The sequence below is a fragment of the Pseudomonas sp. BF-R-19 genome (assembly GCF_019956445.1).
GTDB classification, from domain to species: domain Bacteria; phylum Pseudomonadota; class Gammaproteobacteria; order Pseudomonadales; family Pseudomonadaceae; genus Aquipseudomonas; species Aquipseudomonas fluorescens_BH.
In genome coordinates, this window is sequence record NZ_JAHBDN010000051.1 from 43401 (window position 1) to 67823 (window position 24423).

21 protein-coding genes are annotated in these 24423 nt (G+C 59.8%); 11 read left to right on the top strand and 10 right to left on the bottom strand.

The genetic code is table 11. From position 1 onward, the window contains the following. Positions 1–6: 6 nt before the first annotated feature. Both KGB28_RS14160 and KGB28_RS14165 read left to right on the top strand, forming a co-directional pair. On the top strand, positions 7–609 hold the full coding sequence (locus KGB28_RS14160) for a LysE/ArgO family amino acid transporter (RefSeq protein ID WP_223445970.1): 603 nt from the start codon (positions 7–9) through the stop codon (positions 607–609). A 164-nt stretch (positions 610–773) separates the two neighbouring features. Then, on the top strand, positions 774–1370 hold the full coding sequence (locus KGB28_RS14165) for a superoxide dismutase (protein WP_008022038.1): 597 nt from the start codon (positions 774–776) through the stop codon (positions 1368–1370). Between the two features lie 178 nt (positions 1371–1548). Here KGB28_RS14165 and KGB28_RS14170 read toward each other — a convergent pair whose 3' ends face one another. Next, positions 1549–1812: a DUF6124 family protein gene (locus KGB28_RS14170; protein WP_223445972.1), complete on the bottom strand. Its 264-nt coding sequence runs from the start codon at positions 1810–1812 to the stop codon at positions 1549–1551. A 1119-nt stretch (positions 1813–2931) separates the two neighbouring features. Here KGB28_RS14170 and KGB28_RS14175 point away from each other — a divergent pair. The 7 genes from KGB28_RS14175 to KGB28_RS14205 all read left to right on the top strand — a co-directional run bounded on the left by KGB28_RS14175 (position 2932) and on the right by KGB28_RS14205 (position 14868). Next, the gene (locus KGB28_RS14175) at positions 2932–4983 is read left to right on the top strand and encodes a putative bifunctional diguanylate cyclase/phosphodiesterase (protein WP_223445973.1); all 2052 of its coding nucleotides are present in this window, start codon (positions 2932–2934) and stop codon (positions 4981–4983) included. A 230-nt stretch (positions 4984–5213) separates the two neighbouring features. After that, on the top strand, positions 5214–6563 hold the full coding sequence (locus tag KGB28_RS14180) for an imelysin family protein (protein ID WP_223445975.1): 1350 nt from the start codon (positions 5214–5216) through the stop codon (positions 6561–6563). A 280-nt stretch (positions 6564–6843) separates the two neighbouring features. Then, the gene (locus KGB28_RS14185; RefSeq protein ID WP_223445977.1) at positions 6844–8271 is read left to right on the top strand and encodes a di-heme oxidoredictase family protein; all 1428 of its coding nucleotides are present in this window, start codon (positions 6844–6846) and stop codon (positions 8269–8271) included. A gap of 27 nt (positions 8272–8298) precedes the next feature. Further along, positions 8299–9363 carry an imelysin family protein gene (locus KGB28_RS14190; RefSeq protein WP_223445979.1) on the top strand — a complete coding sequence of 355 codons (1065 nt, stop codon included), beginning with the start codon at positions 8299–8301 and terminating at the stop codon, positions 9361–9363. A gap of 14 nt (positions 9364–9377) precedes the next feature. Further along, the gene (locus KGB28_RS14195) at positions 9378–10478 is read left to right on the top strand and encodes a DUF1513 domain-containing protein (protein WP_223445981.1); all 1101 of its coding nucleotides are present in this window, start codon (positions 9378–9380) and stop codon (positions 10476–10478) included. A gap of 201 nt (positions 10479–10679) precedes the next feature. Beyond that, entirely contained in the window at positions 10680–11828 is a 1149-nt protein-coding gene (locus KGB28_RS14200) for an efflux RND transporter periplasmic adaptor subunit (protein ID WP_150728311.1), read from the top strand. A 13-nt stretch (positions 11829–11841) separates the two neighbouring features. After that, positions 11842–14868: a multidrug efflux RND transporter permease subunit gene (locus KGB28_RS14205; protein WP_223445983.1), complete on the top strand. Its 3027-nt coding sequence runs from the start codon at positions 11842–11844 to the stop codon at positions 14866–14868. Between the two features lie 86 nt (positions 14869–14954). Here the strand turns inward: KGB28_RS14205 and KGB28_RS14210 are convergent, their stop codons facing one another. The 5 genes from KGB28_RS14210 to colR all read right to left on the bottom strand — a co-directional run bounded on the left by KGB28_RS14210 (position 14955) and on the right by colR (position 18673). Then, positions 14955–15182, bottom strand: a complete 228-nt coding sequence (locus tag KGB28_RS14210) for a hypothetical protein (protein ID WP_015096670.1) — start codon at positions 15180–15182, stop codon at positions 14955–14957. 2 nt (positions 15183–15184) lie between these two features. Then, entirely contained in the window at positions 15185–15898 is a 714-nt protein-coding gene (locus KGB28_RS14215) for a lipopolysaccharide kinase InaA family protein (protein WP_223445984.1), read from the bottom strand. Positions 15899–15902: 4 nt separating this feature from the next. After that, positions 15903–16571: a class I SAM-dependent methyltransferase gene (locus KGB28_RS14220; RefSeq protein ID WP_223445994.1), complete on the bottom strand. Its 669-nt coding sequence runs from the start codon at positions 16569–16571 to the stop codon at positions 15903–15905. Between the two features lie 154 nt (positions 16572–16725). Further along, positions 16726–18000, bottom strand: a complete 1275-nt coding sequence (locus tag KGB28_RS14225) for a sensor histidine kinase (protein WP_223445986.1) — start codon at positions 17998–18000, stop codon at positions 16726–16728. Further along, positions 17990–18673: a two-component system response regulator ColR gene (gene colR, locus KGB28_RS14230; RefSeq protein WP_007985839.1), complete on the bottom strand. Its 684-nt coding sequence runs from the start codon at positions 18671–18673 to the stop codon at positions 17990–17992. Before colR ends, KGB28_RS14225 begins: the two co-directional genes overlap by 11 nt. Before the next feature lie 218 nt (positions 18674–18891). On the opposite strand from colR, the gene KGB28_RS14235 reads away from it, so the two are divergent. Next, entirely contained in the window at positions 18892–19635 is a 744-nt protein-coding gene (locus KGB28_RS14235; RefSeq protein ID WP_223445988.1) for a phosphatase PAP2 family protein, read from the top strand. 229 nt (positions 19636–19864) lie between these two features. Here the strand turns inward: KGB28_RS14235 and groL are convergent, their stop codons facing one another. From groL to KGB28_RS14255, 4 genes are all read right to left on the bottom strand, one after another. Continuing rightward, a complete protein-coding gene (gene groL / locus KGB28_RS14240; protein ID WP_150728305.1) occupies positions 19865–21511 on the bottom strand; it encodes a chaperonin GroEL in 1647 nt (548 codons plus the stop codon). A 49-nt stretch (positions 21512–21560) separates the two neighbouring features. Further along, positions 21561–21854: a co-chaperone GroES gene (locus KGB28_RS14245; RefSeq protein ID WP_007985847.1), complete on the bottom strand. Its 294-nt coding sequence runs from the start codon at positions 21852–21854 to the stop codon at positions 21561–21563. Positions 21855–22102: 248 nt separating this feature from the next. Next, entirely contained in the window at positions 22103–22579 is a 477-nt protein-coding gene (locus tag KGB28_RS14250; RefSeq protein WP_218494259.1) for an FxsA family protein, read from the bottom strand. 66 nt (positions 22580–22645) lie between these two features. Further along, complete coding sequence (locus KGB28_RS14255) at positions 22646–23377, bottom strand: HugZ family protein (RefSeq protein WP_223445990.1); 732 nt, start codon at positions 23375–23377, stop codon at positions 22646–22648. A 162-nt stretch (positions 23378–23539) separates the two neighbouring features. On the opposite strand from KGB28_RS14255, the gene KGB28_RS14260 reads away from it, so the two are divergent. Continuing rightward, positions 23540–24298 carry an SDR family oxidoreductase gene (locus KGB28_RS14260; protein WP_150728303.1) on the top strand — a complete coding sequence of 253 codons (759 nt, stop codon included), beginning with the start codon at positions 23540–23542 and terminating at the stop codon, positions 24296–24298. Positions 24299–24423: the final 125 nt, after the last annotated feature.

Below are 24423 nucleotides of genomic sequence, written 5' to 3' on the forward strand. Positions count from 1 at the left end.
AAAATCATGTGGCAAAGTTATGTGAACGGCCTGCTCGTGGCCTTCGGCCTGATCATGGCGATCGGCACCCAGAATGCGTTTGTCCTGGCGCAAAGCCTGCGGCGTGAACATCACCTGCCGGTGGCGGCGCTCTGCGTGGCCTGCGACGCCCTGTTGGTGGCCGCCGGGGTATTTGGCCTGGCGACGGTACTGGCGCAGAACCCGACGCTGCTGGCCATCGCTCGTTGGGGCGGTGCAGCGTTCCTGTTGTGGTACGGCAGCCAGGCGCTGCGCCGGGCCTTCTCGAAGCAGAGCCTTGAGCAGGGCGAAGGCCAGACCGTGCGCTCGCTGCGGGCGGTGATGCTCAGCGCGCTGGCAGTGACCTTGCTCAACCCGCACGTCTATCTGGACACCGTTTTGCTGATCGGCTCCCTGGGTGCCCAACAAACCGAGCCAGGCGCCTATGTCGTGGGTGCGGCCAGTGCCTCGCTGCTGTGGTTTTTCACCCTGGCCCTCGGTGCGGCGTGGCTGGCACCGTGGCTCGCCCGCCCCAGCACCTGGCGAATTCTCGATCTGTTGGTGGCGGTGATGATGTTTGCCGTAGCACTGCAGTTGATCGTGGCCAGCTGATTGGCGGAACCTCTATTCCACACAGTTGTTGCGTGGTTATGCCGCCCCCCCGGTGCTATGATCCGACTCCCTGCGCCGCAAAGAGTACAAACTCCCCGGCGCTTGTCTGGCCGCCCGTGATCGGCCTTGCGCTCACCGCAACTGACCTGATTAGGAGAATCATCATGGCTTTCGAATTGCCGCCACTGCCGTACGCACACGATGCCCTGCAGCCGCACATCTCCAAGGAAACCCTGGAGTTCCACCACGACAAGCACCACAACACCTACGTCGTGAACCTGAACAACCTGGTGCCAGGCACCGAGTTCGAAGGCAAGACCCTGGAAGAAATCGTCAAGACTTCCTCGGGCGGTATCTTCAACAACGCCGCTCAGGTCTGGAACCACACTTTCTACTGGAACTGCCTGGCGCCAAACGCCGGCGGTCAACCAACCGGCGCACTGGCTGAAGCCATCAACGCGGCCTTCGGTTCGTTCGACAAGTTCAAGGAAGAGTTCAGCAAGACTTCCATCGGCACCTTCGGTTCCGGCTGGGGCTGGCTGGTGAAGAAGGCTGACGGTTCCCTGGCCCTGGCCAGCACCATCGGCGCCGGCAACCCGCTGACCAACGGCGACACCCCGCTGCTGACCTGCGACGTCTGGGAACACGCTTACTACATCGACTACCGCAACCTGCGTCCGAAGTACGTCGAAGCGTTCTGGAACCTGGTCAACTGGAAATTCGTGGCTGAGCAGTTCGAAGGCAAAACCTTCACTGCTTAAGCTCGACGCCAGTCAAAAGAACCCGGCTTATGCCGGGTTTTTTTATGGAAGGATATGAGCAACGGGACGGTGGCGATCGTTCCGCCGCCTTCGCGAGCAAGCCCGCTCCCACAGGTCATCACCGAGCCAGTGGGAGCGGGCTTGCTCGCGAAGAACGATAACGCGGTCAGCCTGCCAACTACCGTGGATCGACGTTATCCAACGCACGATTCACCGCCAGCTCCGCCAGCATGATGATCTGCGCAATGGCCAACGCCGTGTTGCGCTGAGAGCCGGTCAGGAAGGTGGCGAAATCACTCGCCATGACGTTGGCCGAAGCCAATGACTCACAAGCGTGGGCCAGCAGGGATTCGGTATCCATGTTCGGGACGATCATGAACATGGTGTTGGGGGTGTAGGGTTTGACAGTATTTAAGGGCGGATCGGGGATTAACTTATCCACTGAAATATTCCTATGCGGTGGGTGCCACCCATTGCCGTTCTCACACGGCAAAGAGGTGGCAGCTATGTGCGAGGTGAGAAAACCGGTCATAGGCACCCGGCCAGACAAAAGTCTGCCCGCACACAGCCGCCATAACGCATTTACAGTCAGCGAATAAGCTGGCGGCAATTATGCGGATACTGGCACTGGATGACTATGACTTGCCGGGTTCTCACACCCGATCGCTGAGTGTTCAGCGACAGCCAAAGGCTATTCAGCCCGCTTCCGACGGGCAACCTGAAAACTGCGTGGGAAACTTCTGGCGCTTTCCTACACCGCACTAACTCGCAAAAACGTAACGCGGAGCGTCTCTGGCAGCATTCCCACGCGGGGGCGTGGGAACGATCAGCTTAGAGGCGTGGGAGATTGGTCGGCTGTCAGGCCGCCATCGCGAGCAAGCTCGCTCCCACAGAAGAGCAAAGGCAGGCCGGCGTACACAGACGCTCCTCACCACTCATCAGGTCGAGCGTTAGCTCGCCTGCAGCTTTTGATCTTGATCCACCCGCCCCCTCGGAAGGCTGAGTGGAGGTGTTTATCCGGGGATTGGCGCGCAGCGCCGTTCGACGCAGTCGAACTCATTGCATGTAGGTCGAAGCGAAGCCGACCGGAGGGCAATGCCCCCGGATGAATGCCGCAGCGAAGGAACCCCGAGCATAGGCGAGGGGCCGTACGTAAGGGGCGAGACCTTTGGTTCCTTTGGGGCGTTTGCCAAAGGGACTCGCCGTAAGGGCGAAACCGCCAGCCGCCGTTACCGAAGAAATGGATATGTACTCCGTCAAAACTCCAAAACAACCTACAGAATCCAAGGCATTTTCCGTCGATGAAACAACCCCCCTGGCCCTTGCTCCCCCGCCGCGGACGACTAACATCAACAAAAGGAAAATATCTCCACCCCCGCCCCTCAAGTTGAAGGACTCGACAACCGACACAGTGCTAATAGGCTAACTCGTCAAGACAACTGCAAATCGGCCAAGCTGAAGGCAAAATCCCCCAGGGATGATTGTCCCTTTGACTGCCATCACAGGATTGCCAATACTCATGGCAACTTGATGCCACCCGCACGGAACAAGGAATAACCCTTTGAAGCTGGATCTCAAGAACAGCTTGTCGGTGAAGTTGCTCCGGGTCGTGCTCCTGTCGGCATTGATCGTCGGCGTGGTCTTGAGCTGCGCGCAGATTGTGTTCGATGCCTATAAAACACGCCAGGCCGTCGCCAGCGATGCCGAGCGCATCCTCGACATGTTTCGCGACCCCTCGACCCAGGCCGTCTACAGCCTGGACCGGGAAATGGGCATGCAAGTGATCGAAGGCCTGTTTCAGGACGCCGCCGTACGCCAGGCCTCCATCGGCCATCCCAACGAAGCCATGCTCGCGCAAAAAAACCGTGAATTGCAGCACTCCAACAGTCGCTGGCTGACCGACCTGATTCTTGGCAAGGAACGCACCTTCACCACCCAACTGGTCGGTCGCGGGCCCTACAGCGAGTATTACGGCGACCTGAGCATCACCCTCGATACCGCCACCTACGGCCAAGAGTTCATTGTCAGCTCGGTGATCATCTTCATTTCCGGCGTACTGCGCGCGCTCGCCATGGGGCTGGTGTTGTATCTGGTCTACCACTGGTTGCTGACCAAGCCGCTGTCGCGGATCATCGAGCACCTCACGGAAATCAATCCGGATCGTCCCAGCGAACACAAGATTCCGCTGCTCAAGGGGCACGAGAACAACGAACTGGGCATCTGGATCAACACCGCCAACCAGTTGCTCGAGTCCATCGAACGCAATACCCATCTGCGCCACGAAGCGGAAAACAGCCTGGTGCGCATGTCCCAGTACGACTTCCTGACGGGGCTGCCGAACCGGCAGCAATTGCAGCAGCAACTGGACAAGATCCTCGTCGACGCCGGCAAATTACAGCGCCGGGTCGCCGTGTTGTGTGTCGGCCTGGATGACTTCAAGGGCATCAACGAGCAGTTCAGCTATCAGACCGGCGACCAGTTGTTGCTGGCCCTGGCCGATCGCCTGCGCGGTCATAGCGGTCGCCTGGGCGCCCTCGCCCGCCTCGGTGGCGACCAGTTCGCCCTGGTCCAGGCCGACATCGAGCAGCCCTACGAAGCCGCCGAGCTGGCGCAAAGCATTCTCGATGACCTGGAGGCGGCGTTTGCCCTCGACCATCAGGAAATCCGCCTGCGCGCCACCATCGGCATCACCCTGTTCCCCGAGGACGGCAACAGCACCGAGAAGTTGCTGCAAAAGGCCGAGCAGACCATGACGCTGGCCAAGACCCGTTCGCGCAACCGCTATCAGTTCTATATCGCCAGCGTCGACACCGAAATGCGCCGCCGCCGCGAGCTGGAAAAAGACCTGCGCGATGCCCTGATCCGCAATCAGTTCTACCTCGTCTACCAGCCGCAGATCAGCTACCGCGACAACCGCGTGGTGGGCGTCGAAGCCCTGATTCGCTGGCAACACCCCGAGCACGGTATGGTGCCGCCAGACCTGTTCATTCCGCTGGCCGAACAGAACGGCACCATCATTGCCATCGGCGAATGGGTGCTGGACCAAGCCTGCAAACAACTGCGCGAGTGGCATGACCAGGGCTTCTCCGACCTGCGCATGGCGGTGAACCTGTCTACGGTTCAATTGCACCACGCCGAACTGCCACGGGTGGTCAACAACCTGCTGCAGATGTACCGCCTGCCGCCGCGCAGCCTGGAACTGGAAGTCACCGAAACCGGCCTGATGGAAGACATCAGCACCGCGGCCCAGCATTTGCTCAGCCTGCGCCGCTCCGGCGCGCTGATCGCCATCGACGACTTCGGAACCGGCTATTCGTCCTTGAGTTATCTCAAGAGCCTGCCGCTGGACAAGATCAAGATCGACAAGAGCTTCGTTCAAGACCTGCTCGATGACGACGACGATGCGACCATCGTTCGCGCCATCATCCAGCTGGGCAAGAGCCTGGGCATGCAGGTGATTGCCGAAGGCGTGGAAACCGCCGAGCAAGAGGCCTACATCATCTCCGAAGGCTGCCACGAAGGTCAGGGCTATCACTACAGCAAGCCGTTGCCGGCACGGGAACTCGGCGTTTACCTGAAGCAGGCCCAACGCAGCAACGCCGCTATTTTGTAAATCCCGTGGTCCTGTAGGAGCGAGCTTGCTTGCGATGAACCTGAGAGCAACACGCTCATTCAGAATGAACGCGTCATCGTTAAAGTCCATCGCGAGCAAGCTCGCTCCTACAGTGAATAAGAAATATTTACAGGTACAACCCTTTACACATAATGCGAAAGATTTGCATTATGTCGCAGTTTTGCGTGTGCATAGCACGACTCCACCCCTATCGAAGCAGGATGTTCGCCATGATTCGTATGCCTCTGGCTACCGCCAGTCTGTTGGCCATCGCTATTTCCCTCGCCGGTTGTGGCGAAGGTAAAGACCAGGAAAAAGCTGCCGCGCCAGCTGCCAGCACTGCCGCTGCCCCGGCTGCTCCAGCCGCTGCGCCTGCCGCTGCCGGTAAAGTCGACGAAGCCGCCGCCAAGGCCGTTGTCGCCCATTATGCCGACATCGTTTTCGCCGTTTACAGCGATGCCGAATCCACCGCGAAGACCCTGCAAACCGCCGTAGATGCCTTCCTCGCCAAGCCGAACGCCGACACTCTGAAAGCCGCCAAGGCTGCCTGGGTTGCCGCACGCGTGCCTTACCTGCAGAGCGAAGTGTTCCGCTTCGGCAACACCATCGTTGACGACTGGGAAGGTCAGCTGAACGCCTGGCCGCTGGACGAAGGCCTGATCGACTACGTCGACAAATCCTACGAACACGCCCTGGGCAACCCGGGTGCCACTGCCAACATCATCGCCAACACTCAAGTGCAGATCGGCGAAGACAAGGTCGATGTCAAAGACATCACCCCGGCAAAACTCGCCAGCCTGAACGAGCTGGGCGGCTCCGAGGCCAACGTTGCCACCGGCTACCACGCCATCGAATTCCTGCTCTGGGGCCAGGACCTGAACGGTACCGGCCCTGGCGCCGGCAACCGTCCGGCCTCGGACTACCTGGAAGGCAAAGGCGCTACCGGCGGTCACAACGATCGTCGTCGTGCCTACCTGAAGTCTGTGACTCAGCTGCTGGTCAGCGACCTGGAAGAAATGGTCGGTAACTGGAAGCCGAACGTGGCCGACAACTACCGCGCCACCCTGGAAGCAGAACCGGCTGAAACCGGCCTGCGCAAAATGCTGTTCGGCATGGGCAGCCTGTCCCTGGGCGAACTGGCGGGCGAGCGCATGAAGGTTTCCCTGGAAGCCAACTCCCCGGAAGACGAACAGGATTGCTTCAGCGACAACACCCACAACTCGCACTTCTACGATGCCAAGGGCATTCGTAACGTGTACCTGGGTGAATACACTCGCGTCGACGGCACCAAAATGACCGGCGCCAGCCTGTCGTCCCTGGTGGCCAAGGCCGATCCGGCTGCCGACACCGCGCTCAAAGATGACCTGGCCGCCACCGAAGCCAAGCTTCAGGTCATGGTCGACCACGCCAACAAGGGTGAGCACTACGACCAGTTGATCGCTGCCGGCAACACCGCGGGCAACCAGATCGTCCGTGACGCCATCGCTTCCCTGGTCAAGCAGACCGGTTCGATCGAAGCCGCCGCTGGCAAACTGGGCATCAACGACCTGAACCCGGACAACGCTGATCACGAATTCTGATCAATGCTGGCTGAGTGAGTAATAAGGCGACCTTCGGGTCGCCTTTTTCATATCTGCCCTACACAGTCCATTGTGGGAGCGGGCTTGCTCGCGAAAGCGGTGTGTCAGTCACCACAATTGTTGAATGTGACGCCGTCTTCGCGAGCAAGCCCGCTCCCACAGGGTTATGGGTCAGCCAAATTACCTGCTCCACATCAAGCAAACGATAATTCCTCTTATTCAAATTCCCATCCCCTGTTAGACTTTGCGCCCTTGTTTTGCTCGTCTTGCAGGATGTCTGATGCCCTCGCTGCCTCTTCGCTTGTCCGCACTGTTTCTGGCCCTGGGCCTGAGTGCCTGCGATGACGCCCCGAAATTCACCCAGGCTGAGCCCGGTGAGGCCCGCTCCGGCGGTAGTGCGACGGTGCGCAAGACCGATCAGAATGCGTTTTCCATGCCCTCGGCGAACCTGCCGCCGTCACGGCGCGTGGATTTCAGCGTCGGCAACAGTTTCTTCCGCAGCCCTTGGGTGATCGCCCCGTCGACGACGACCGCTCGCGATGGCCTCGGTCCACTGTTCAACACCAATGCCTGCCAGGGTTGCCACATCAAGGACGGCCGTGGCCATCCGCCGACTCCCGACGATGTGAACGCCGTGTCGATGCTGGTACGCCTGTCGATTCCCGACGCCCCGGCGTATGCCAAGGTCATCGAACAGCTCGGCGTGGTACCGGAGCCCGTCTACGGCGGCCAGTTCCAGGACATGTCCGTCCCCGGTGTGACCCCCGAAGGCAAAGTACGGGTCGATTACACCGCCGTGCTGGTTCGCTTCAAGGACGGCACCGAAGTCGAGTTGCGCAAACCGAGCCTGAACATCACCCAGCTGGGCTACGGCCCGATGCACCCCGACACCCGTTTCTCGGCCCGCGTGGCGCCGCCAATGATTGGCCTGGGCCTGCTCGAAGCGATCCCCGACGAGGCAATCCTGGCTAACGCCGAGGCACAGGCCAAGGCGAACAACGGCATCAGCGGCCAACCGAACCGGGTCTGGGATGACGTCCAGCAAAAGACCGTCCTGGGGCGATTTGGCTGGAAAGCCGGACAACCGAACCTCAATCAACAGAATGTCCACGCGTTTTCGGGGGATATGGGGCTCACGACCAGCCTGAGACCCTTTGATGACTGCACGGACGCGCAAACGGCCTGCAAACAGGCACCCAGTGGCAACGGCCCCAATGGCGAGCCGGAAGTCAGCGACAACATCCTGCGCCTGGTGCTGTTCTACAGCCGAAACCTCGCCGTACCGGCCCGCCGTGACGTCAGCGCACCTGAAGTGCTGGCCGGCAAGACCCTGTTTTATCAGGCCGGTTGCCAGTCCTGTCACACACCGAAATACACCACCGCCGCGAATGCCGCCGAACCTGAACTGGCCAATCAAGTGATTCGCCCGTACAGCGATCTGCTGTTGCATGACATGGGCGACGGCCTGGCCGACAACCGTAGCGAATTCCAGGCCAGCGGCCGTCAATGGCGTACCCCACCGTTGTGGGGCATCGGCCTGACACAGGCGGTCAGCGGTCACACCCAGTTCCTGCACGACGGCCGCGCCCGCAACCTGCTCGAAGCCGTGCTCTGGCATGGCGGCGAGGCGACTGCGGCGCAGCAACAGGTTTTGTCTTTCAATGCCGAGCAACGCGCTGCGTTGCTGGCGTTCCTGAATTCCCTTTAACACGCATTCCACTCGCGGGAGCCCGACATGTTCCGTCCCAAACTGTTGTTCACCAGCCTTGCCGCCCTCGCCCTGGGCGCCTGCTCGCCCCAGGACCCGCAAGCGGTCACGTCGGCGGCCATCGCCAAGTCGGTGATCCTGCCGACCTACACCCGCTGGGTTGAAGCCGACCGTCAATTGGCGGTCAGCGCCCTCGCCTACTGCGAAGGCAAGGAAAACCTGGAAACCGCCCGTGCCGACTTCCTGCATGCGCAAAAAGCCTGGGCCGAGCTGCAACCATTGCTGATCGGGCCGCTGGCCGAAGGCAACCGTTCGTGGCAAGTACAGTTCTGGCCGGACAAGAAAAACCTGGTCGGCCGTCAGGTCGAGCAACTGGTCACCGCCCAGCCGCAAATCGATGCCGCCGCCCTGGCCAAGTCCAGCGTTGTGGTACAGGGGCTCTCGGCCTACGAATACATTCTGTTCGACAGCAAGCCTGACGTGGCCAACGCTGAGCAGAAGAGCAAATACTGCCCGCTGCTGATCGCCATCGGTGAACGCCAGAAGCAGTTGGCCGAAGAGATTCTGCAAACCTGGAACAACACCGACGGCATGCTCGCGCAAATGAGCAAATTCCCGAACCAGCGCTATGCAGACTCCCACGAAGCGATCGCCGATCTGCTGCGCGTGCAAGTCACGGCCATCGACACCCTGAAGAAAAAACTCGGCACGCCGATGGGCCGCCAGAGCAAGGGCGTGCCGCAACCGTTCCAGGCCGATGCATGGCGCAGCCAGGCGTCCCTGACCAGCCTCGAAGCCAGCCTCGCGGCTGCCAGGACCGTCTGGGAAGGTGTGGATAACAAAGGCCTGCGCGGCCTGTTGCCGAGCGAGCAGAAGCCGTTGGCCGACAAGATCGATGCGGCCTATGCCGCCTCGCTGAAACTGTTCGCCGGCAACCAGCGCTCGCTGACCGACATGCTCAATGACGAAGCCGGCCGCCAACAACTCAACGAGCTGTATGACAGCCTCAACGTCGTCCATCGCCTGCACGAGGCTGATCTGGCCAAGGCACTGGGCATCCAACTGGGCTTCAACGCCAACGACGGTGACTGATGAGGGCCGGTTCCATGCTGCGACGCCAGGTTCTGACATTAGGTAGTTTGCTGCTGGGTGCAGTGACGCTGGGCGGCTGGACGCTGTTCAAGCAAAAGGACAAGAGTCCGTTGTTGCTTTCGGCACGGGACGATACCGATGGCCAGCATTACGCCGTCGGTTATCGACTGGATGGCACCCAGGTGTTCGCCACCCGGGTCGGCCAGCGATGCCACGACATCGTCAACCACCCGACACTGCCGATTGCACTGTTCGTCGCCCGCCGTCCGGGCACCGAGAGCTACCTGATCGATCTGCGCGACGGCGCGCTCCTGCAAACCGTGGTGTCACAGCCGAACCGGCACTTCTACGGACACGCGGTCATTCACCATAGCGGCGACTGGCTGTACGCCACCGAAAACGACACCACCGATCCGGGTCGCGGCCTGCTCGGCGTGTATAAGTTCGAAGGCGAACGGCTGGTGCACAGCGGTGAGATTTCCACCCACGGCCTCGGTCCGCACCAGGTGTCGTGGATGCCCGATGGCGAAACCCTGGTGGTGGCCAACGGCGGGATTCGCACCGAGGCCGAAAGCCGGGTGGAGATGAACCTCAACGCCATGGAACCGAGCCTGGTCCTGATGCACCGCGACGGCACCCTGCTGAGCAAGGAAACCCTCGCCCAGCAGATGAACAGCGTGCGCCATCTGGCCATCGCCAACGACGGCACCATCGTCGCCAGCCAGCAGTTCATGGGCGCGGCCCACGAGTCGTCAGAGCTGTTGGCGATCAAGCGGCCCGGTCAGCCCTTCGTCGCGTTCCCGCTGCCTGAGCACCAGTTGCAGGCCATGGGGCACTACACCGCCAGCGTCGCGGTACACAGCGACTTGCGCCTGGTGGCGTTGACGGCACCGCGGGGCAACCGTTTTTTCATCTGGGACCTGGACAGCGGTGAAGTACGCCTGGACGCGCCACTGCCCGATTGCGCCGGGGTCGGTGCCGTGGCCGATGGTTTTGTCGTGACCTCGGGCCAGGGACGCTGCCGCTACTACGACTGCCGCCAGACAAACCTTGTTGCAAAACCGCTGGAGCTACCCGCAGGGCTCTGGGACAACCATCTGCATCTGATGGCCTGAATCATTGAAAAAATCGCCGCCTTGGGCCGCGCCTGCATCGGGATGACGTACACCCCACAGGCGCGACCCGAGGCGGCGAATCTTTTCAGGCATTCACCCCTCTAATACCTCACAACCTGTAAAAACGGCAGTTGGATTACCCTCTACACTCCCGGTAATGTGCCCCCACTGTCTCACCTGATTTTCTCCAAGGAACTGGATATGCTGCGTCGCCGCATGCTGATCATGTTGGGTGTTGTTCTACTGATTGTGCTGGTCCTGGCCGCGTACAAAGCCTTCTCGATCTATACGATGGTTCAAGGCTTCTCTGTGCCCAGACCGGCCGTCAGCGTTGCCGTGGCCACCGCCACCGAGCGCCCATGGCAAGCCCGCCTGCCTACCGTTGGCACGCTCAAGGCATTGCAGGGCGTGGACCTGAGCCTGGAGACCGATGGCACCGTCATCGATTTGCAGTTCGAGTCAGGGCAAAAGGTCAAGGCCGGTCAACCACTCCTGCGCCTCGACAGCGCCGTGGAAAGTGCCCTGCTGGAAACTGCTCAGGCCGACCTCGGGCTGGCACAGCTCGATTACGGTCGCGGCAGCCAACTGGTCGGCAGCCAGGCCATTTCCAAAGGCGAGTTCGACCGACTTTCGGCGGTGCTGAAAAAGAGCAAGGCCACGGTCAATCAACTCAAGGCTGCGCTCGGCAAAAAAAGCATCGTCGCGCCCTTCAGCGGCACCATCGGCATTCGTCAGGTGGACGTCGGCGACTATGTGGCCAGTGGCACCATGATCGCCACCCTGCAAGACCTCAGTAGCCTGTATGTCGACTTTTTCGTGCCCGAGCAGTCGGTGCCGAAGATTGCGCTCGGCCAGCCAGTGCGGGTCATTGTCGCGGCGTATCCGACCCGGGAGTACCCCGGCACCATCAGTGCAATCAACCCCAAGGTCGAGAACAGCACCCGTAACGTGCAGGTCCGCGCCACCCTCGCCAATCCCGATGGCAAGTTGATTCCAGGCATGTTCGCCAGCCTCCAGGTGCTCCTGCCCGACCCGCAGCCACGCATCGTGGTGCCGGAAAGCGCGATTACCTACACGCTCTACGGCAACTCGGTGTATGTGGCCGTACCAAAGAAGGCCGAGGATGGCAGCCTGGTAAAGGACGACAAGGGCCAACCGGTGCTGATCGCCGAGCGGCGTTTTGTCGAGACCGGCGAACGCCGCGACGGGCAAGTGATGATCACCAAAGGCGTGCAGAGCGGCGAGAAAGTGGTGACCGCCGGCCAGCTCAAACTGGATAACGGCTCACGCGTTGCCATCAGCGACGACAAGACCCTGGCCGGGCAGAACAGCCCGCCACGCGCGGACTGATCAAGGAATCCCCATGGCTTTTACCGACCCGTTCATCCGTCGTCCGGTTCTCGCTACGGTAGTCAGCCTGTTGATAGTCCTGCTGGGCTTCCAGGCCTGGAGCAAGCTGCCGCTGCGCCAGTACCCGCAAATGGAAAACGCCCTGATCACGGTGACCACCGCCTACCCGGGGGCCAACGCCGAGACCATCCAGGGCTATATCACCCAACCGATGCAGCAAAGCCTGGCCAGCGCCGAGGGCATCGACTACATGACCTCGGTCAGTCGCCAGAACTTCTCGGTGATCTCGATCTACGCGCGCGTCGGCTCCAACAGCGACCGTCTATTTACCGAACTGCTGGCCAAGGCCAACGAGGTCAAGAGCCAGCTGCCCCAGGACGCTGAAGACCCGGTGCTGAGCAAAGAATCTGCCGATGCGTCAGTGCTGATGTACATGAGCTTCTTCAGCAAGGAATTGAGCAACCCGCAGATTACCGATTACCTGTCGCGGGTGATCCAGCCGAAACTGGCGACCTTGCCCGGCATGGCCGAAGCCGAGATCCTCGGTAACCAGGTCTTTGCCATGCGCTTGTGGCTGGACCCGATGAAGCTGGCGGGTTTCGGCCTCAGTGCCAGCGATGTGACCAACGCGGTGCGCCAGTACAACTTCCTCTCTGCCGCCGGCGAGGTGAAGGGCGAATACGTGGTCACCAGCATCAACGCCAATACCGAACTCAAGTCCGCCGAAGCCTTCGGGGCGATTCCGCTCAAGGTCGATGGCGACAGCCGGGTGCTGCTGCGGGATGTGGCGCGCGTGGAAATGGGTGCGGAAAACTACGACACCATCAGCTCGTTCGGTGGCACCCCTTCGGTGTACATCGGCATCAAGGGGACTCCCGGCGCCAACCCGCTGGAAGTGATCAAGGAAGTGCGCAAGATCATGCCGGACCTGGAGGCCCAGCTACCGCCGAACCTGAAAGGTGAAATCGCCTACGACGCCACCCTGTTCATCCAGGCCTCGATCGACGAAGTGGTGAAAACCCTGTTCGAAGCGGTGCTGATCGTGATCGTGGTGGTGTTCCTGTTCCTTGGTGCCCTGCGCTCGGTGGTGATCCCGGTGGTGACCATCCCCCTGTCGATGATCGGCGTGATGTTCTTCATGCAGATGATGGGGTACTCGATCAACCTGCTCACCCTGCTGGCGATGGTATTGGCCATCGGCCTGGTGGTGGATGACGCCATCGTGGTGGTGGAAAACATTCACCGTCACATCGAGGAAGGCAAGACACCGCTTGAGGCCGCCATTGAAGGCGCCCGGGAAATCGCCATGCCGGTGGTTTCGATGACCATCACCCTGGCGGCGGTGTACGCACCGATAGGTTTCCTGACCGGCCTGACCGGGGCGCTGTTCAAGGAGTTCGCCCTGACCCTGGCTGGCGCGGTGGTGATTTCCGGCATCGTTGCCCTGACCCTGTCGCCGATGATGTGCGCGTTTCTGCTGCGTCACGACGAGAATCCCAGCGGCCTGGCCCATCGCCTGGACATGATTTTCGAAAGCCTCAAGCGCCGCTACCAGAGCTTGCTTCACGGCACCCTCAATACCCGCCCGGTGGTGCTGGTGTTCGCCGTGATCGTGTTGTGCCTGATTCCGGTCCTTCTCAAATTCACCAAGTCGGAACTGGCGCCGGATGAGGACCAGGGCATCATTTTCATGATCGCCAACGCCCCGCAACCGACCAACCTCGACTACCTGAACACCTACACCGACGAGTTCGTCTCGATCTTCAAGGCGTTTCCCGAGTACTACTCGTCATTCCAGATCAACGGCTTCAACGGCGTGCAATCGGGCATCGGCGGTTTCCTGCTCAAGCCATGGGACGATCGCAGTCGCACGCAAATGGCGATCCTGCCCGAGGTGCAGGCCAAACTGGAAAAGATCCCGGGGCTGCAGATTTTCGGCTTCAACCTGCCGTCACTGCCGGGCACCGGCGAAGGCGTGCCGTTCCAGTTCGTCATCAACTCCGCCAACGATTACGAATTGCTGCTGCAGGTGGTCGACCGGGTAAAAAAACGTGCGAAGGAATCCGGCAAGTTTGCGTTTGTCCACGTTGACCTGGCCTTCGACAAGCCGGAAGTGGTGGTGGATATCGACCGCGCCAAGGCCGCGCAGATGGGGGTTTCCATGCAGGATCTGGGGGGAACCCTGGCGACCCTGCTGGGTGAAGGCGAGATCAACCGATTCACCATTGAAGGTCGCAGCTACAAGGTCATTGCCCAGGTCGAGCGGCCGTTCCGCGACAATCCGGACTGGCTGAACAATTACTACGTGAAAAACACCAAGGGCGAACTGCTGGCGTTGTCGACCCTGATCACCGTCACCGACCGTGCTCGACCGAGACAGCTGAATCAGTTCCAGCAACTCAACTCGGCCATCCTGTCCGGCGTGCCGCTGGTGAGCATGGGGGAAGCCATCGACCTCGTGCGCCAGATCGCCCGGGAAGAGGCGCCCGCCGGCTTTGCCTTCGACTACGCCGGCGCATCAAGGCAGTACGTTCAGGAAGGCAGTGCCCTGTGGGTCACTTTTGCCTTGGCACTGGCGATCATTTTCCTGGTGCTGGCGGCCCAGTTCGAAAGCTTCCGCGACCCGCTGGTGATCCTGGTCACCGTGCCGCTGTCTATCTGCGGCGCATTGATTCCGCTGTTCCTGGGCTGGTCGAGCATGAACATCTACACCCAGGTCGGGCTGGTGACCTTGATCGGGCTGATCAGCAAGCACGGCATTCTGATCGTCGAGTTTGCCAACCAGCTACGCAAGGACAAGGGCCTGACCGCACGAGAGGCGGTGGAGGAAGCGGCGGCCATCCGCCTGCGTCCGGTCTTGATGACCACGGCGGCGATGGTGTTCGGCATGGTGCCATTGATCATCGCCACCGGTGCTGGCGCGGTCAGCCGGTTCGACATCGGCACGGTCATCGCGACGGGCATGTCGATCGGGACGTTGTTCACCCTGTTTGTGTTGCCTTGTGTCTACACCTTGCTGGCTAAACCGGATAAACCCTGATGCAGAAAAACCTGTGGAAGCAGGCTTGCTCCGGGCAATAAAAAAGGCCTCGATCAGCGAGGCCTTTCATTTGGGCTTCAATCGGTTCAACTTTGTGGCCTCAATCCCTGAGAAAGTCCGAACATGAACAACAATAAGTCATGATCGGGTCGGGTGGCCACGGATGCCTTTGCAACCCGTGGTAATGGACAATGTTCTTCTGCGCTTATCGAGCTGAGAACCTGGGGGCGCGGTTGCTCCCAGGTTGCCATCGCGATCGATGCAACTGCCAAGGCTCCTACCAGAAACAAACCTCGTGCAATTTCGAGTTTCATCGCTATAAACCCTTGATAGCGCTGCCAAACGCCGTCTCATAAAAATAGACGAGCTTTTTCCAGTCTGCCTCGCTGAACGACGAGTGGCGACGCAATTGCTTCATGTCGTGGACAGCTGCGCGATAGGCGGTCAAACGCTTCCGGCACTTCTCCAGATCGATCAGGGCAACTTCGACCTTGGCCGACTCGCCCTCACCGGTCACGCGAACGAATACGTGCTTGTCGTAAAGGCAACCGTGCTGCCAGCGGCCCTTGTGCATGCGAGCCAGGTTTTCAGCCAGGTCCTTGAGCACTCGTTCGTTTATGGCTTCACCATGACGCTCGCGACCGCCACCGGCGTACCAGCGATCGATTTCCTCGAAGCCGTCCAGTGACTTGGTGACCAGCAAGGCACGCCATTTGTGCACAGGATCGCGCTGTGCGCCGCAGAAAACGATTTGCGGAACCCGTACGCCAAGCTCGTTCACACCGATGAACGCGGCATGCTCGCGCATAACCGTAGGCCGACCGAAAGGGTGCTGCCAGCTACGATGGATATGCCCGGTCTGGCGCTTGACATAGAGCAGCTGACCATCACTGCCCATCAGGCGTTGAACGCCGCTTTCCCCACCGCGACGGACGTTGGGTTCTTCCACCCATTCACCGCGCTGATTCCAAAAGTAATCGAAGCGGTCCTGGGGAGCGACTTCCGTTTCTGCTGCATACTGCACTGCCATCCTGTTACCTCTTGCGTAATACGTAAACTCGCCACATGGCATAGAGCGGTAAAAAGTCCAGTTGTTCCTGGATGCGGAAACCCGCCTGCTCAAACTCCTTTTCTACGGTAGCGACCGGTAACACAAACCGGTTTTGGTAACCTTCCTGCCCACGGGTTTTCTCCGAACGCTTGCGTTTCCAGGCCTTGAAATTGCCATCGACCCACAGCGAAAGGATCACGCTGTCACGGGAAACGCGCTCGAATTCACGCAAGATAGCCATGCGATGCTTGGCTTCACCGATGTGGTGGAGCAAGCGCATGCAAAAAATGCTGTCGACGGCGTTGTCCGGCAGGGCGATGTCGAATGCAGACGTGTGCAAGGGTTGTACCCGTTTCACCACGTCGGCAGGTTGCGCCTGGGTTGCGATCTTCAGCATCGACTGCGAGTTATCGGCACCGATGATCACGCGGTTGGATTTTTCCGCCAACAAGGGCCAGAAACGCCCTGCACCACAAGGCAAATCGAGGACCAGACCAGGCTCGCCAACCAGGGCCAGCGCCTTGCGCGCCAGTTGTTCGTCACGCCAGTGGGACAATCGACGGCCGATACCTTCCTGGTGTTTGCGCAAATAGCGTTGCGCGTGTTGATCGTCATATTTTTCTGAAAAATCGAGCTTGATCGGGCCGTCCATCATCAGGTCTCCTGAACTTCTGATAGCAGCTACCTTATATTTTGTAGTGTCGGCGACTGGTCATCCATTTGTGAAAATATCGTTATGGGAAACCCGGAAGTATTACAGGGCTTTACGAAATTGACAGGGTTTGCCGGACGCCTGACTCAACAGATCAAGCTCGGGACAGCTCCACCTGAAAACGGCAGCCACTGGGCTCCATCGTAGTCAGGCTGACATTCCAGCCCTGGTTTTCACAGATCCGCTGCACCAGTGAAAGCCCCAGGCCCAAGCCTTCCCCGCGTTTTTCAGTGCCCCGAACGAAGGGTTCGAACATCGCCTCGCGTTTTTCCTCGGGAATGCCCACACCGCTGTCTTCGACCAGAAATCCCGTGCCCGTCAGGCTCAGGCGGATGAAACCCCGTTCGGTGTAATGCAAGGCGTTGCGCAGCAAGTTACCCATCACTGCGTGCAAGAGCGTGGCATTGTAGCCATTGGCCTCGGGGTTGCCCGGCTCGAAAATCAGCTTTAACCCTTTGCTTTCAATGGGCTCGCGCCACAGAGAGACCTGGCCCTCGGCTACCTGGCCCAGGGACTGCTGCGGCGACATGCTGGCGTTTTCGCGCTGGGCGCGGGCCAGCATCAGGAAGGTTTGCACCAGCTCACGCATTTCTTCACAGGCCCGGGCGATGCGCTCGACCTGGGCGCGACCGCGCTGATCGAGACCTGGGTTTTCCAGCAACAATTCGCAGGAACTGGCCAGGATCATCAGGGGCGTACGTAATTCATGGCTGACGTCGCTGGTGAATAACCGCTCGCGGGTCAGGGCCTGACGCAAGCGCCCGAGAGTGGCATCGAAGGCCACGGCCAATTCGCCCACTTCGTCGGCGGCATAGTCCGGTGCCAAGGGCGGGGCCAAACCCAACAGCTGATCGCGATGGCGTACCTGGCGGGCCAGCCGCACCACCGGCGCCATGACCTTGCGTGCCAGCACCCAGCCGAGAAACACCGCCAGTGCCAGGCTCAGCACGAAACCCACCAGCACCACGGCAAACAGCACCCGCTCACGCTCTTCGAAGTCGCTCTGGTCCTGCAACAGCACATAACGTCGGCCGTCGACGATTTCGACCATGGCGTGGTACGACAGGTTTTCACGGAACACTTCGTGGAAACCCGGCTCCAGGTGCCGCAAATCCTTGGGCAACCTGAAATCGCCAGGCCCGTTGCTGAAGTAGAACAATTGGTCCGGTTCGGGGCGATGGCTCCAGTCCGTGACATTGTCCATCAGCAACAGACGCTGCAAATCGCCGCCCAGACCGGCCGAAATCAGTTTTTCCTCCACCAGGTGCACGGTCGCCACGATGCCCATGGCAAAGGCACCCGCCACCAGTGCGCTCATCAGCGCAAAGGCAATGATGATGCGTTGAGCAAGGCTCTGCTTAAACTCCATCACGGCCCTCGGCCAAGCGATACCCCACACCGTGCACGGTTTGCAGCAATGGCTTGGCGAACGGCTTGTCGATCACCTGGCGCAGTTGGTGGACATGGCTGCGCAGGCTGTCGCTGTCCGGGCAGTCATCACCCCAGAGCGCTTCTTCAAGAATTTCACGGCGCAACACATGAGGGCTTTTCTGCATCAACACGGCCAGCAACTTCAGGCCGACCGGGTTGAGTTTCAGCAACCGGCCTTCGCGAGTGACTTCCAGGGTGTCGAGGTCGTAGCTCAGGTCGCCGACCTGCAAGGTCCGCCGCCCGCCGCCCTGGGTTCGGCGCATGACCGCTTCGATACGCGCTGCCAGTTCCGACAGGGCGAACGGTTTGATCAGGTAGTCATCGGCGCCGGACTTGAAGCCTTGCAGACGATCATCCAGTTGATCGCGGGCCGTGAGCATGATCACCGGCGTTTCGCGACGGGCATCCTCGCGCAGGCGTTTGCACAGGGTGTAGCCATCGATGCCGGGCAGCATGATATCGAGCACGATCAAATCGTAATGCTCGGTGGCCGCCAGATGCAGGCCAGACAGACCATCCTGAGCGCAATCCACGGTATAGCCTTTGAGCCCCAGGTAATCGGCCAGATTGGCCAGGATATCGCGGTTGTCTTCAACCAATAGAATTCGCATGGGTATCTCTCCGTCCACAGTAACGGCCGTCGTGGCCCGCGCAGCTTAAGGCGAAGTTCAGCTCACGGCTAGGACTGAGTGAAGTGCAAAAGCGTGGAAATTGACCGGTTACAGCCTTAACGAGTTTTTCACCAGCGATTCACACGCTGGCGACAGAATCGGGTTCAAACTCTGCGCGGCTGCGCATTTGAGAACATTTCACTGATCAAGGAACTAGCATGGTTTCGACCCTTGCCCGCCCTGCCCGTCGTCCGCTCAATTTCCGCGTGTGCCTTGGAGTCCCCGCCGTAGCTGCGATCATTCTGGTATTGCTCGAATTGACCAGTCTGGACATGGACCTGGCCAGGCTGTTTTACGACCCGGTCGCCGGGGAATTCATCGGACGCCACAGTTACTTCCTCGAGGACATCCTGCACGACCGCGCCAAGCAAGTGGTCATCGCCTTCTCGGTATTTGCCATCCTCGGCTTCATCGCTTCGTTCTTCATGACCAGGCTCAAACCGCTCAAGCGCGAACTGGGTTGCCTGGTGCTGTCCCTGGGCCTGGCGACTTCCTTTGTCACGCCCATGAAAGCGGTGACCGCGGTGCAATGCCCCTGGAGCCTTGAGCAATTCGGTGGTCACGAGACCTACAGCGAACTGTTGAGCCCTCGCCCGCACACCGATAAACCGGGGCGTTGCTGGCCCGGCGGCCATGCGGCCACCGGTTTCACCCTGTTTGCCCTGTTTTTCGTACTGCGTGACCGTCGCCCGCGCATGGCTCGCGCAGCGTTTGTCTTCGCCTTTGCCCTCGGCTCGGTGTTCTCCATCGGGCGGATGATGCAGGGCGCGCACTTTTTCTCGCACAACCTGTGGACGGCGGTGTTCTGCTGGCTGATTTGTTTGGGGTCGTATTACTACGTTCTGTATCGACCGATGATGAAGACTGAGCGAGCGGTCAAGGCAGATCCGGTCAGCGCCTGACCTGACGTCATCGCGGGCAAGCCACGCTCCCACAGGATTTATGCAGTTCCTTGTGGGAGCGGGCTTGCTCGCGAAAGCGGAATGTCATTCAGCATCTATGTCGACTGACACACTGCCTTCGCGAGCAAGCCCGCTCCCACATTGGATCGATGTGAACATTGAAATCCGGGCAATAAAAAACCCCGCCTGCTTTCGCAGGCGGGGTTTTTTCGTACAGGGTAAGGCTGGCTTACATCATACCGCCCATGCCGCCCATACCGCCCATGTCTGGCATACCGCCGCCAGCACCGCCGTCTTTCTTCGGTGCATCAGCAACAGCGGCTTCGGTGGTCAGGATCAGACCGCCGATCGACGATGCAGCTTGCAGCGCGGAACGGGTGACCTTGGTCGGATCCAGGATACCCATTTCGATCATGTCGCCGTACTCGCCAGTCGCAGCGTTGTAACCGAAGTTACCTTTGCCGTTCTTGACTTCGTTGACCACAACGCTTGGCTCGTCACCGCTGTTGGCAGCGATCTGACGCAGCGGTGCTTCGATGGCACGACGCAGAACGGCGATACCCACGTCCTGGTCGGCGTTGTCGCCTTTCAGGTCGAGGATTGCTTCCAGAGCGCGGATCAGCGCAACGCCACCGCCAGGTACCACGCCTTCTTCAACGGCTGCACGGGTTGCGTGCAGGGCGTCTTCAACGCGGGCTTTCTTCTCTTTCATTTCTACTTCGGAACCAGCGCCAACCTTGATCACTGCAACGCCGCCGGACAGCTTGGCCAGACGCTCTTGCAGTTTTTCACGGTCATAGTCCGAGGAAGTTTCGGCAACCTGAGCACGGATCTGAGCAATGCGGGACTCGATGTCGCCTGCTACGCCAGCACCGTCAACGATGATGGTGTTTTCCTTGGAGATGGTCACGCGCTTGGCGCTGCCCAGGTTTTCCAGGGTGGCTGCTTCCAGGCTCAGGCCGATCTCTTCGGAGATAACGGTACCGCCGGTCAGAACGGCGATGTCCTGCAGCATGGCCTTGCGGCGGTCGCCGAAGCCTGGAGCCTTGACGGCTGCGACTTTAACGATGCCACGCATGTTGTTCACGACCAGAGTCGCCAGGGCTTCGCCTTCAACGTCTTCGGAAACGATCAGCAGTGGACGGCCGGCTTTGGCAACGGCTTCCAGCACTGGCAGCATTTCGCGGATGTTCGAGATCTTTTTGTCGACCAGCAGAACCAGCGGGTTGTCCAGCTCGGCAACCATGGTTTCCGGCTTGTTGACGAAGTACGGGGACAGGTACCCACGGTCGAACTGCATGCCTTCAACAACCGACAGTTCGTTTTCCAGGCCAGTGCCTTCTTCAACGGTGATCACGCCTTCTTTACCGACTTTTTCCATGGCTTCGGCAATGATGTCGCCGATGGAGTTGTCGGAGTTGGCAGAGATGGTACCTACCTGAGCGATGGCCTTGGTGTCAGCGCATGGCTTGGACAGGTTTTTCAGCTCTTTGACGATGGCGATGGTCGCCTTGTCGATGCCGCGCTTCAGATCCATCGGGTTCATGCCGGCAGCGACGGCTTTCAGGCCTTCGTTGACGATCGACTGAGCCAGAACGGTAGCGGTGGTAGTACCGTCACCAGCGTCATCGTTGGCACGGGAGGCAACGTCTTTGACCAGCTGCGCGCCCATGTTTTCGAAACGGTCTTCGAGTTCGATTTCTTTGGCGACGGAAACGCCGTCCTTGGTGATGGTCGGAGCGCCGAAGCTCTTCTCGATGATCACGTTACGGCCTTTCGGGCCCAGGGTCGCTTTTACCGCGTCAGCCAGGACGTTGACGCCTTTGAGCATTTTCTTGCGGGCGGAATCGCCAAACAGAACTTCTTTAGCAGCCATGATCGATATTCCTTAAATACTTTGTAGTAGCGGAAAATGAACGGGGGTATCAGCCTTCGATAACAGCGAGGATTTCGTTCTCGCTCATTACCAGCAGGTCTTCGCCGTCGACTTTCACAGTGTTGCTGCCGGAGTAAGGACCGAACACAACCTTGTCGCCCACTTTCACGGACAGTGCACGCACTTCACCGTTTTCCAGTACGCGGCCGGTGCCGACAGCGAGGATTTCGCCGCTGTTGGCTTTTTCAGCAGCCGAACCTGGCAGGACGATACCGCCAGCGGTTTTCTTTTCTTCTTCGCTGCGACGGATGACGACGCGGTCATGCAGAGGACGAAGCTTCATTGTCGATCTCTCCTAATTGTGGTTTTCATCGGCCGGTGTAGTCCCGGCGGGTTTAACAAAGGCCGGCGGTGCCGGTTGCGGCTCGTCAAGCGAACCGCGGAAGTCTGTCTGGCGTGTTCACCAGAAACCTTGCGGTGACCGTTACATAAGGGCACATAAGCTTATTACAAGGGCGGGGATCGAAAAATTTTCAGTTCGCTGCCCCGCAAACGAACACGGCACCCGAAGGTGCCGTGTCGATGTGCGCATTACTTGGTATCGCGGTGTTCGAACTCGCCTTCGATCACGTTGGGCTCGCGGCCCAGCGGCTCGCGAGGCACTGGGCCGCCACGGGCCTGGAGGTCGTCGGCGAACGCCCGCTGACGCATCGCCTGCTCTTCGGCGCGCTGGCGCATTTTATTGGCCAGCAGACGACGACTGAACGGCAGCAGCATGAACAGGCCGATCACATCGCTGATGAAACCCGGAAGAATCAACAGGCCGCCAGCCAATGCCAACATCAGGCCTTCGAGCATGGTCTGGGCCGGCAGCTCGCCGCGGCTCAGGCTTTCACGGGCACGCAGGGCCGTGGCCAGGCCGGCGATGCGCAGCACGAACACGCCGAACATCGAGCCGAGAATGATCAGCAGCAGGGCCGGGAAAAACCCGATGGACCCTGCCACCTTGACGAATACGAACAGCTCCAACACCGGGAACAGCAGAAAGAGCAACAAAAAAGGGCGCATCAAATGGTTCCTCAACGCAAGAATGCCTTGCCAGTTCACCTTAGATGACGTCGCCGTTTCGTGAATTCAAGCGTCGGCCACTTCATTTTTCGGCCAATGCTCGGCGTGGGCCAGAGAAACCAAGGCTTCGCGGACTTGTGTCGGCGTATTACAAGGCACTTGAAACGGTAACCAGTACAGGCTTTGACCGATACGCAGGTGCATGCCTTCGGTATCGATACCGACCATTTGCGCCGGCACGTTTTTCGGCAGCCCGGCCAGATCGACGTAATGAGCGATGGCCTTGGCGTGATCGGCGTTCATGTGCTCGACCATGCTCACTTCGGCCTTGCCAGCGAACGGGTTGGCCAGGGTCAGGTCGTTGACCCAATGAATCGCGCCAAAACCACCGATGTAACGGTGGCGTACAGGCTCGAGCACCCAGAAATCGAAATCGTGGGCCCGGTGATAACCCTGCGACTCAGGGAAGTAGCGGTAATAACGCTCGGAAGCAGCGTCGATGGCGGCTTCGTCTTCGAGCTGCTGCGCCTCAGCCAGGTAAGTCAGTCGACCAACGGCTTGAACATCTTCGGCGCCACGTTCGCCGACAAAGAGCGAGCATTTCCGGTCTTTTTGCAGATTATGCGTGTGCTGGGCGATGCGGCTGATCAGGATCAGCGGCCGGCCCAGCTCGTCCAGGCAGTACGGAACCACGGAGCCGAACGGAAAACCGGGCATCGATTTGGAGTGCGTCGAGAGCACCCCACGGTATTCCTTGAGGAGCAATTCTCGTGCATGCTTAGCCGCTTCAACGCTCAATTTATGACTCCTTAAATAGAATCCGTCAGAAAAACGGACGAGCTGCTGGTGGAAAGTCCCAGCACGCCATCGGGGCAGTTCTCATGTGCAGCCAGCCAGGTCAGGCGCAGATCGAGAGGCTCTCTAAAGGAAACCACTCAGACCTGCTACCGGGGCATGCGAATGCAACTCACTGACAAAGTAATCATTATCACTGGCGGTTGCCAGGGTTTAGGCCGCTCCATGGCCGAGTATTTCGCAGGCCTGGGCGCGAAGCTGGCGCTGGTCGACCTGAACCAGGAAAAACTCGACGATGCAGTCGCAGCCTGCAAGGCCCAAGGTGTCGAGGCCCGCGCCTACCTGTGCAACGTGGCCAACGAAGAGCAAGTGACCCACATGGTTGCCCAGGTTGCTGAAGACTTCGGCGCAATCCATGGCTTGATCAACAACGCCGGGATCCTGCGTGACGGGCTGTTGCTCAAGGTCAAGGATGGCGAAATGACCAAGATGAGCCTGGCCCAGTGGCAGGCGGTCATCGACGTCAACCTGACCGGCGTGTTCCTGTGCACCCGTGAAGTCGCGGCGAAGATGGTCGAGCTGAACAACAGCGGCGCAATCATCAATATCTCGTCGATTTCCCGCGCCGGCAACGTCGGCCAGACCAACTACTCCGCCGCCAAGGCCGGTGTTGCTGCGGCGACCGTGACCTGGGCCAAGGAACTGGCGCGCTACGGCATTCGCGTGGCCGGCATTGCACCGGGCTTCATCGAAACTGAAATGACCCTGGGCATGAAGCCTGAAGCGCTGGAAAAAATGACCGCAGGGATCCCGCTCAAGCGCATGGGCAGGCCTGAAGAAATCGCCCATTCGGCGGCTTACATCTTTGAGAACGACTATTACACCGGTCGGATTCTGGAGATGGATGGCGGGTTGCGTATCTAAGCCCGCTCCCACATGGGGTCAGCATTTATCTGGCGAAAATCAATCGTCGCTGACGCTGATATTCGGCATCGCCGGCGTCAAAGCTTCCTGCAATACAATCCGTGCGCCAACGTGACGGGCCAGTT

What these genes read in the sequence shown, in the direction of transcription:
- KGB28_RS14190 (WP_223445979.1), top strand. Translation starts at nt 8,299, where the DNA reads ATGTTCCGTCCCAAACTGTTGTTCACCAGCCTTGCCGCCCTCGCCCTG.
- KGB28_RS14235 (WP_223445988.1), top strand. Translation starts at nt 18,892, where the DNA reads ATGGTTTCGACCCTTGCCCGCCCTGCCCGTCGTCCGCTCAATTTCCGC.
- KGB28_RS14160 (WP_223445970.1), top strand. Translation starts at nt 7, where the DNA reads ATGTGGCAAAGTTATGTGAACGGCCTGCTCGTGGCCTTCGGCCTGATC.
- KGB28_RS14225 (WP_223445986.1), bottom strand. Translation starts at nt 18,000, where the DNA reads ATGGAGTTTAAGCAGAGCCTTGCTCAACGCATCATCATTGCCTTTGCG.
- KGB28_RS14165 (WP_008022038.1), top strand. Translation starts at nt 774, where the DNA reads ATGGCTTTCGAATTGCCGCCACTGCCGTACGCACACGATGCCCTGCAG.
- KGB28_RS14200 (WP_150728311.1), top strand. Translation starts at nt 10,680, where the DNA reads ATGCTGCGTCGCCGCATGCTGATCATGTTGGGTGTTGTTCTACTGATT.
- colR (WP_007985839.1), bottom strand. Translation starts at nt 18,673, where the DNA reads ATGCGAATTCTATTGGTTGAAGACAACCGCGATATCCTGGCCAATCTG.
- KGB28_RS14180 (WP_223445975.1), top strand. Translation starts at nt 5,214, where the DNA reads ATGATTCGTATGCCTCTGGCTACCGCCAGTCTGTTGGCCATCGCTATT.
- KGB28_RS14210 (WP_015096670.1), bottom strand. Translation starts at nt 15,182, where the DNA reads ATGAAACTCGAAATTGCACGAGGTTTGTTTCTGGTAGGAGCCTTGGCA.
- groL (WP_150728305.1), bottom strand. Translation starts at nt 21,511, where the DNA reads ATGGCTGCTAAAGAAGTTCTGTTTGGCGATTCCGCCCGCAAGAAAATG.
- KGB28_RS14250 (WP_218494259.1), bottom strand. Translation starts at nt 22,579, where the DNA reads ATGCGCCCTTTTTTGTTGCTCTTTCTGCTGTTCCCGGTGTTGGAGCTG.
- KGB28_RS14215 (WP_223445984.1), bottom strand. Translation starts at nt 15,898, where the DNA reads ATGGCAGTGCAGTATGCAGCAGAAACGGAAGTCGCTCCCCAGGACCGC.
- KGB28_RS14205 (WP_223445983.1), top strand. Translation starts at nt 11,842, where the DNA reads ATGGCTTTTACCGACCCGTTCATCCGTCGTCCGGTTCTCGCTACGGTA.
- KGB28_RS14245 (WP_007985847.1), bottom strand. Translation starts at nt 21,854, where the DNA reads ATGAAGCTTCGTCCTCTGCATGACCGCGTCGTCATCCGTCGCAGCGAA.
- KGB28_RS14260 (WP_150728303.1), top strand. Translation starts at nt 23,540, where the DNA reads ATGCAACTCACTGACAAAGTAATCATTATCACTGGCGGTTGCCAGGGT.
- KGB28_RS14185 (WP_223445977.1), top strand. Translation starts at nt 6,844, where the DNA reads ATGCCCTCGCTGCCTCTTCGCTTGTCCGCACTGTTTCTGGCCCTGGGC.
- KGB28_RS14220 (WP_223445994.1), bottom strand. Translation starts at nt 16,571, where the DNA reads ATGGACGGCCCGATCAAGCTCGATTTTTCAGAAAAATATGACGATCAA.
- KGB28_RS14195 (WP_223445981.1), top strand. Translation starts at nt 9,378, where the DNA reads ATGCTGCGACGCCAGGTTCTGACATTAGGTAGTTTGCTGCTGGGTGCA.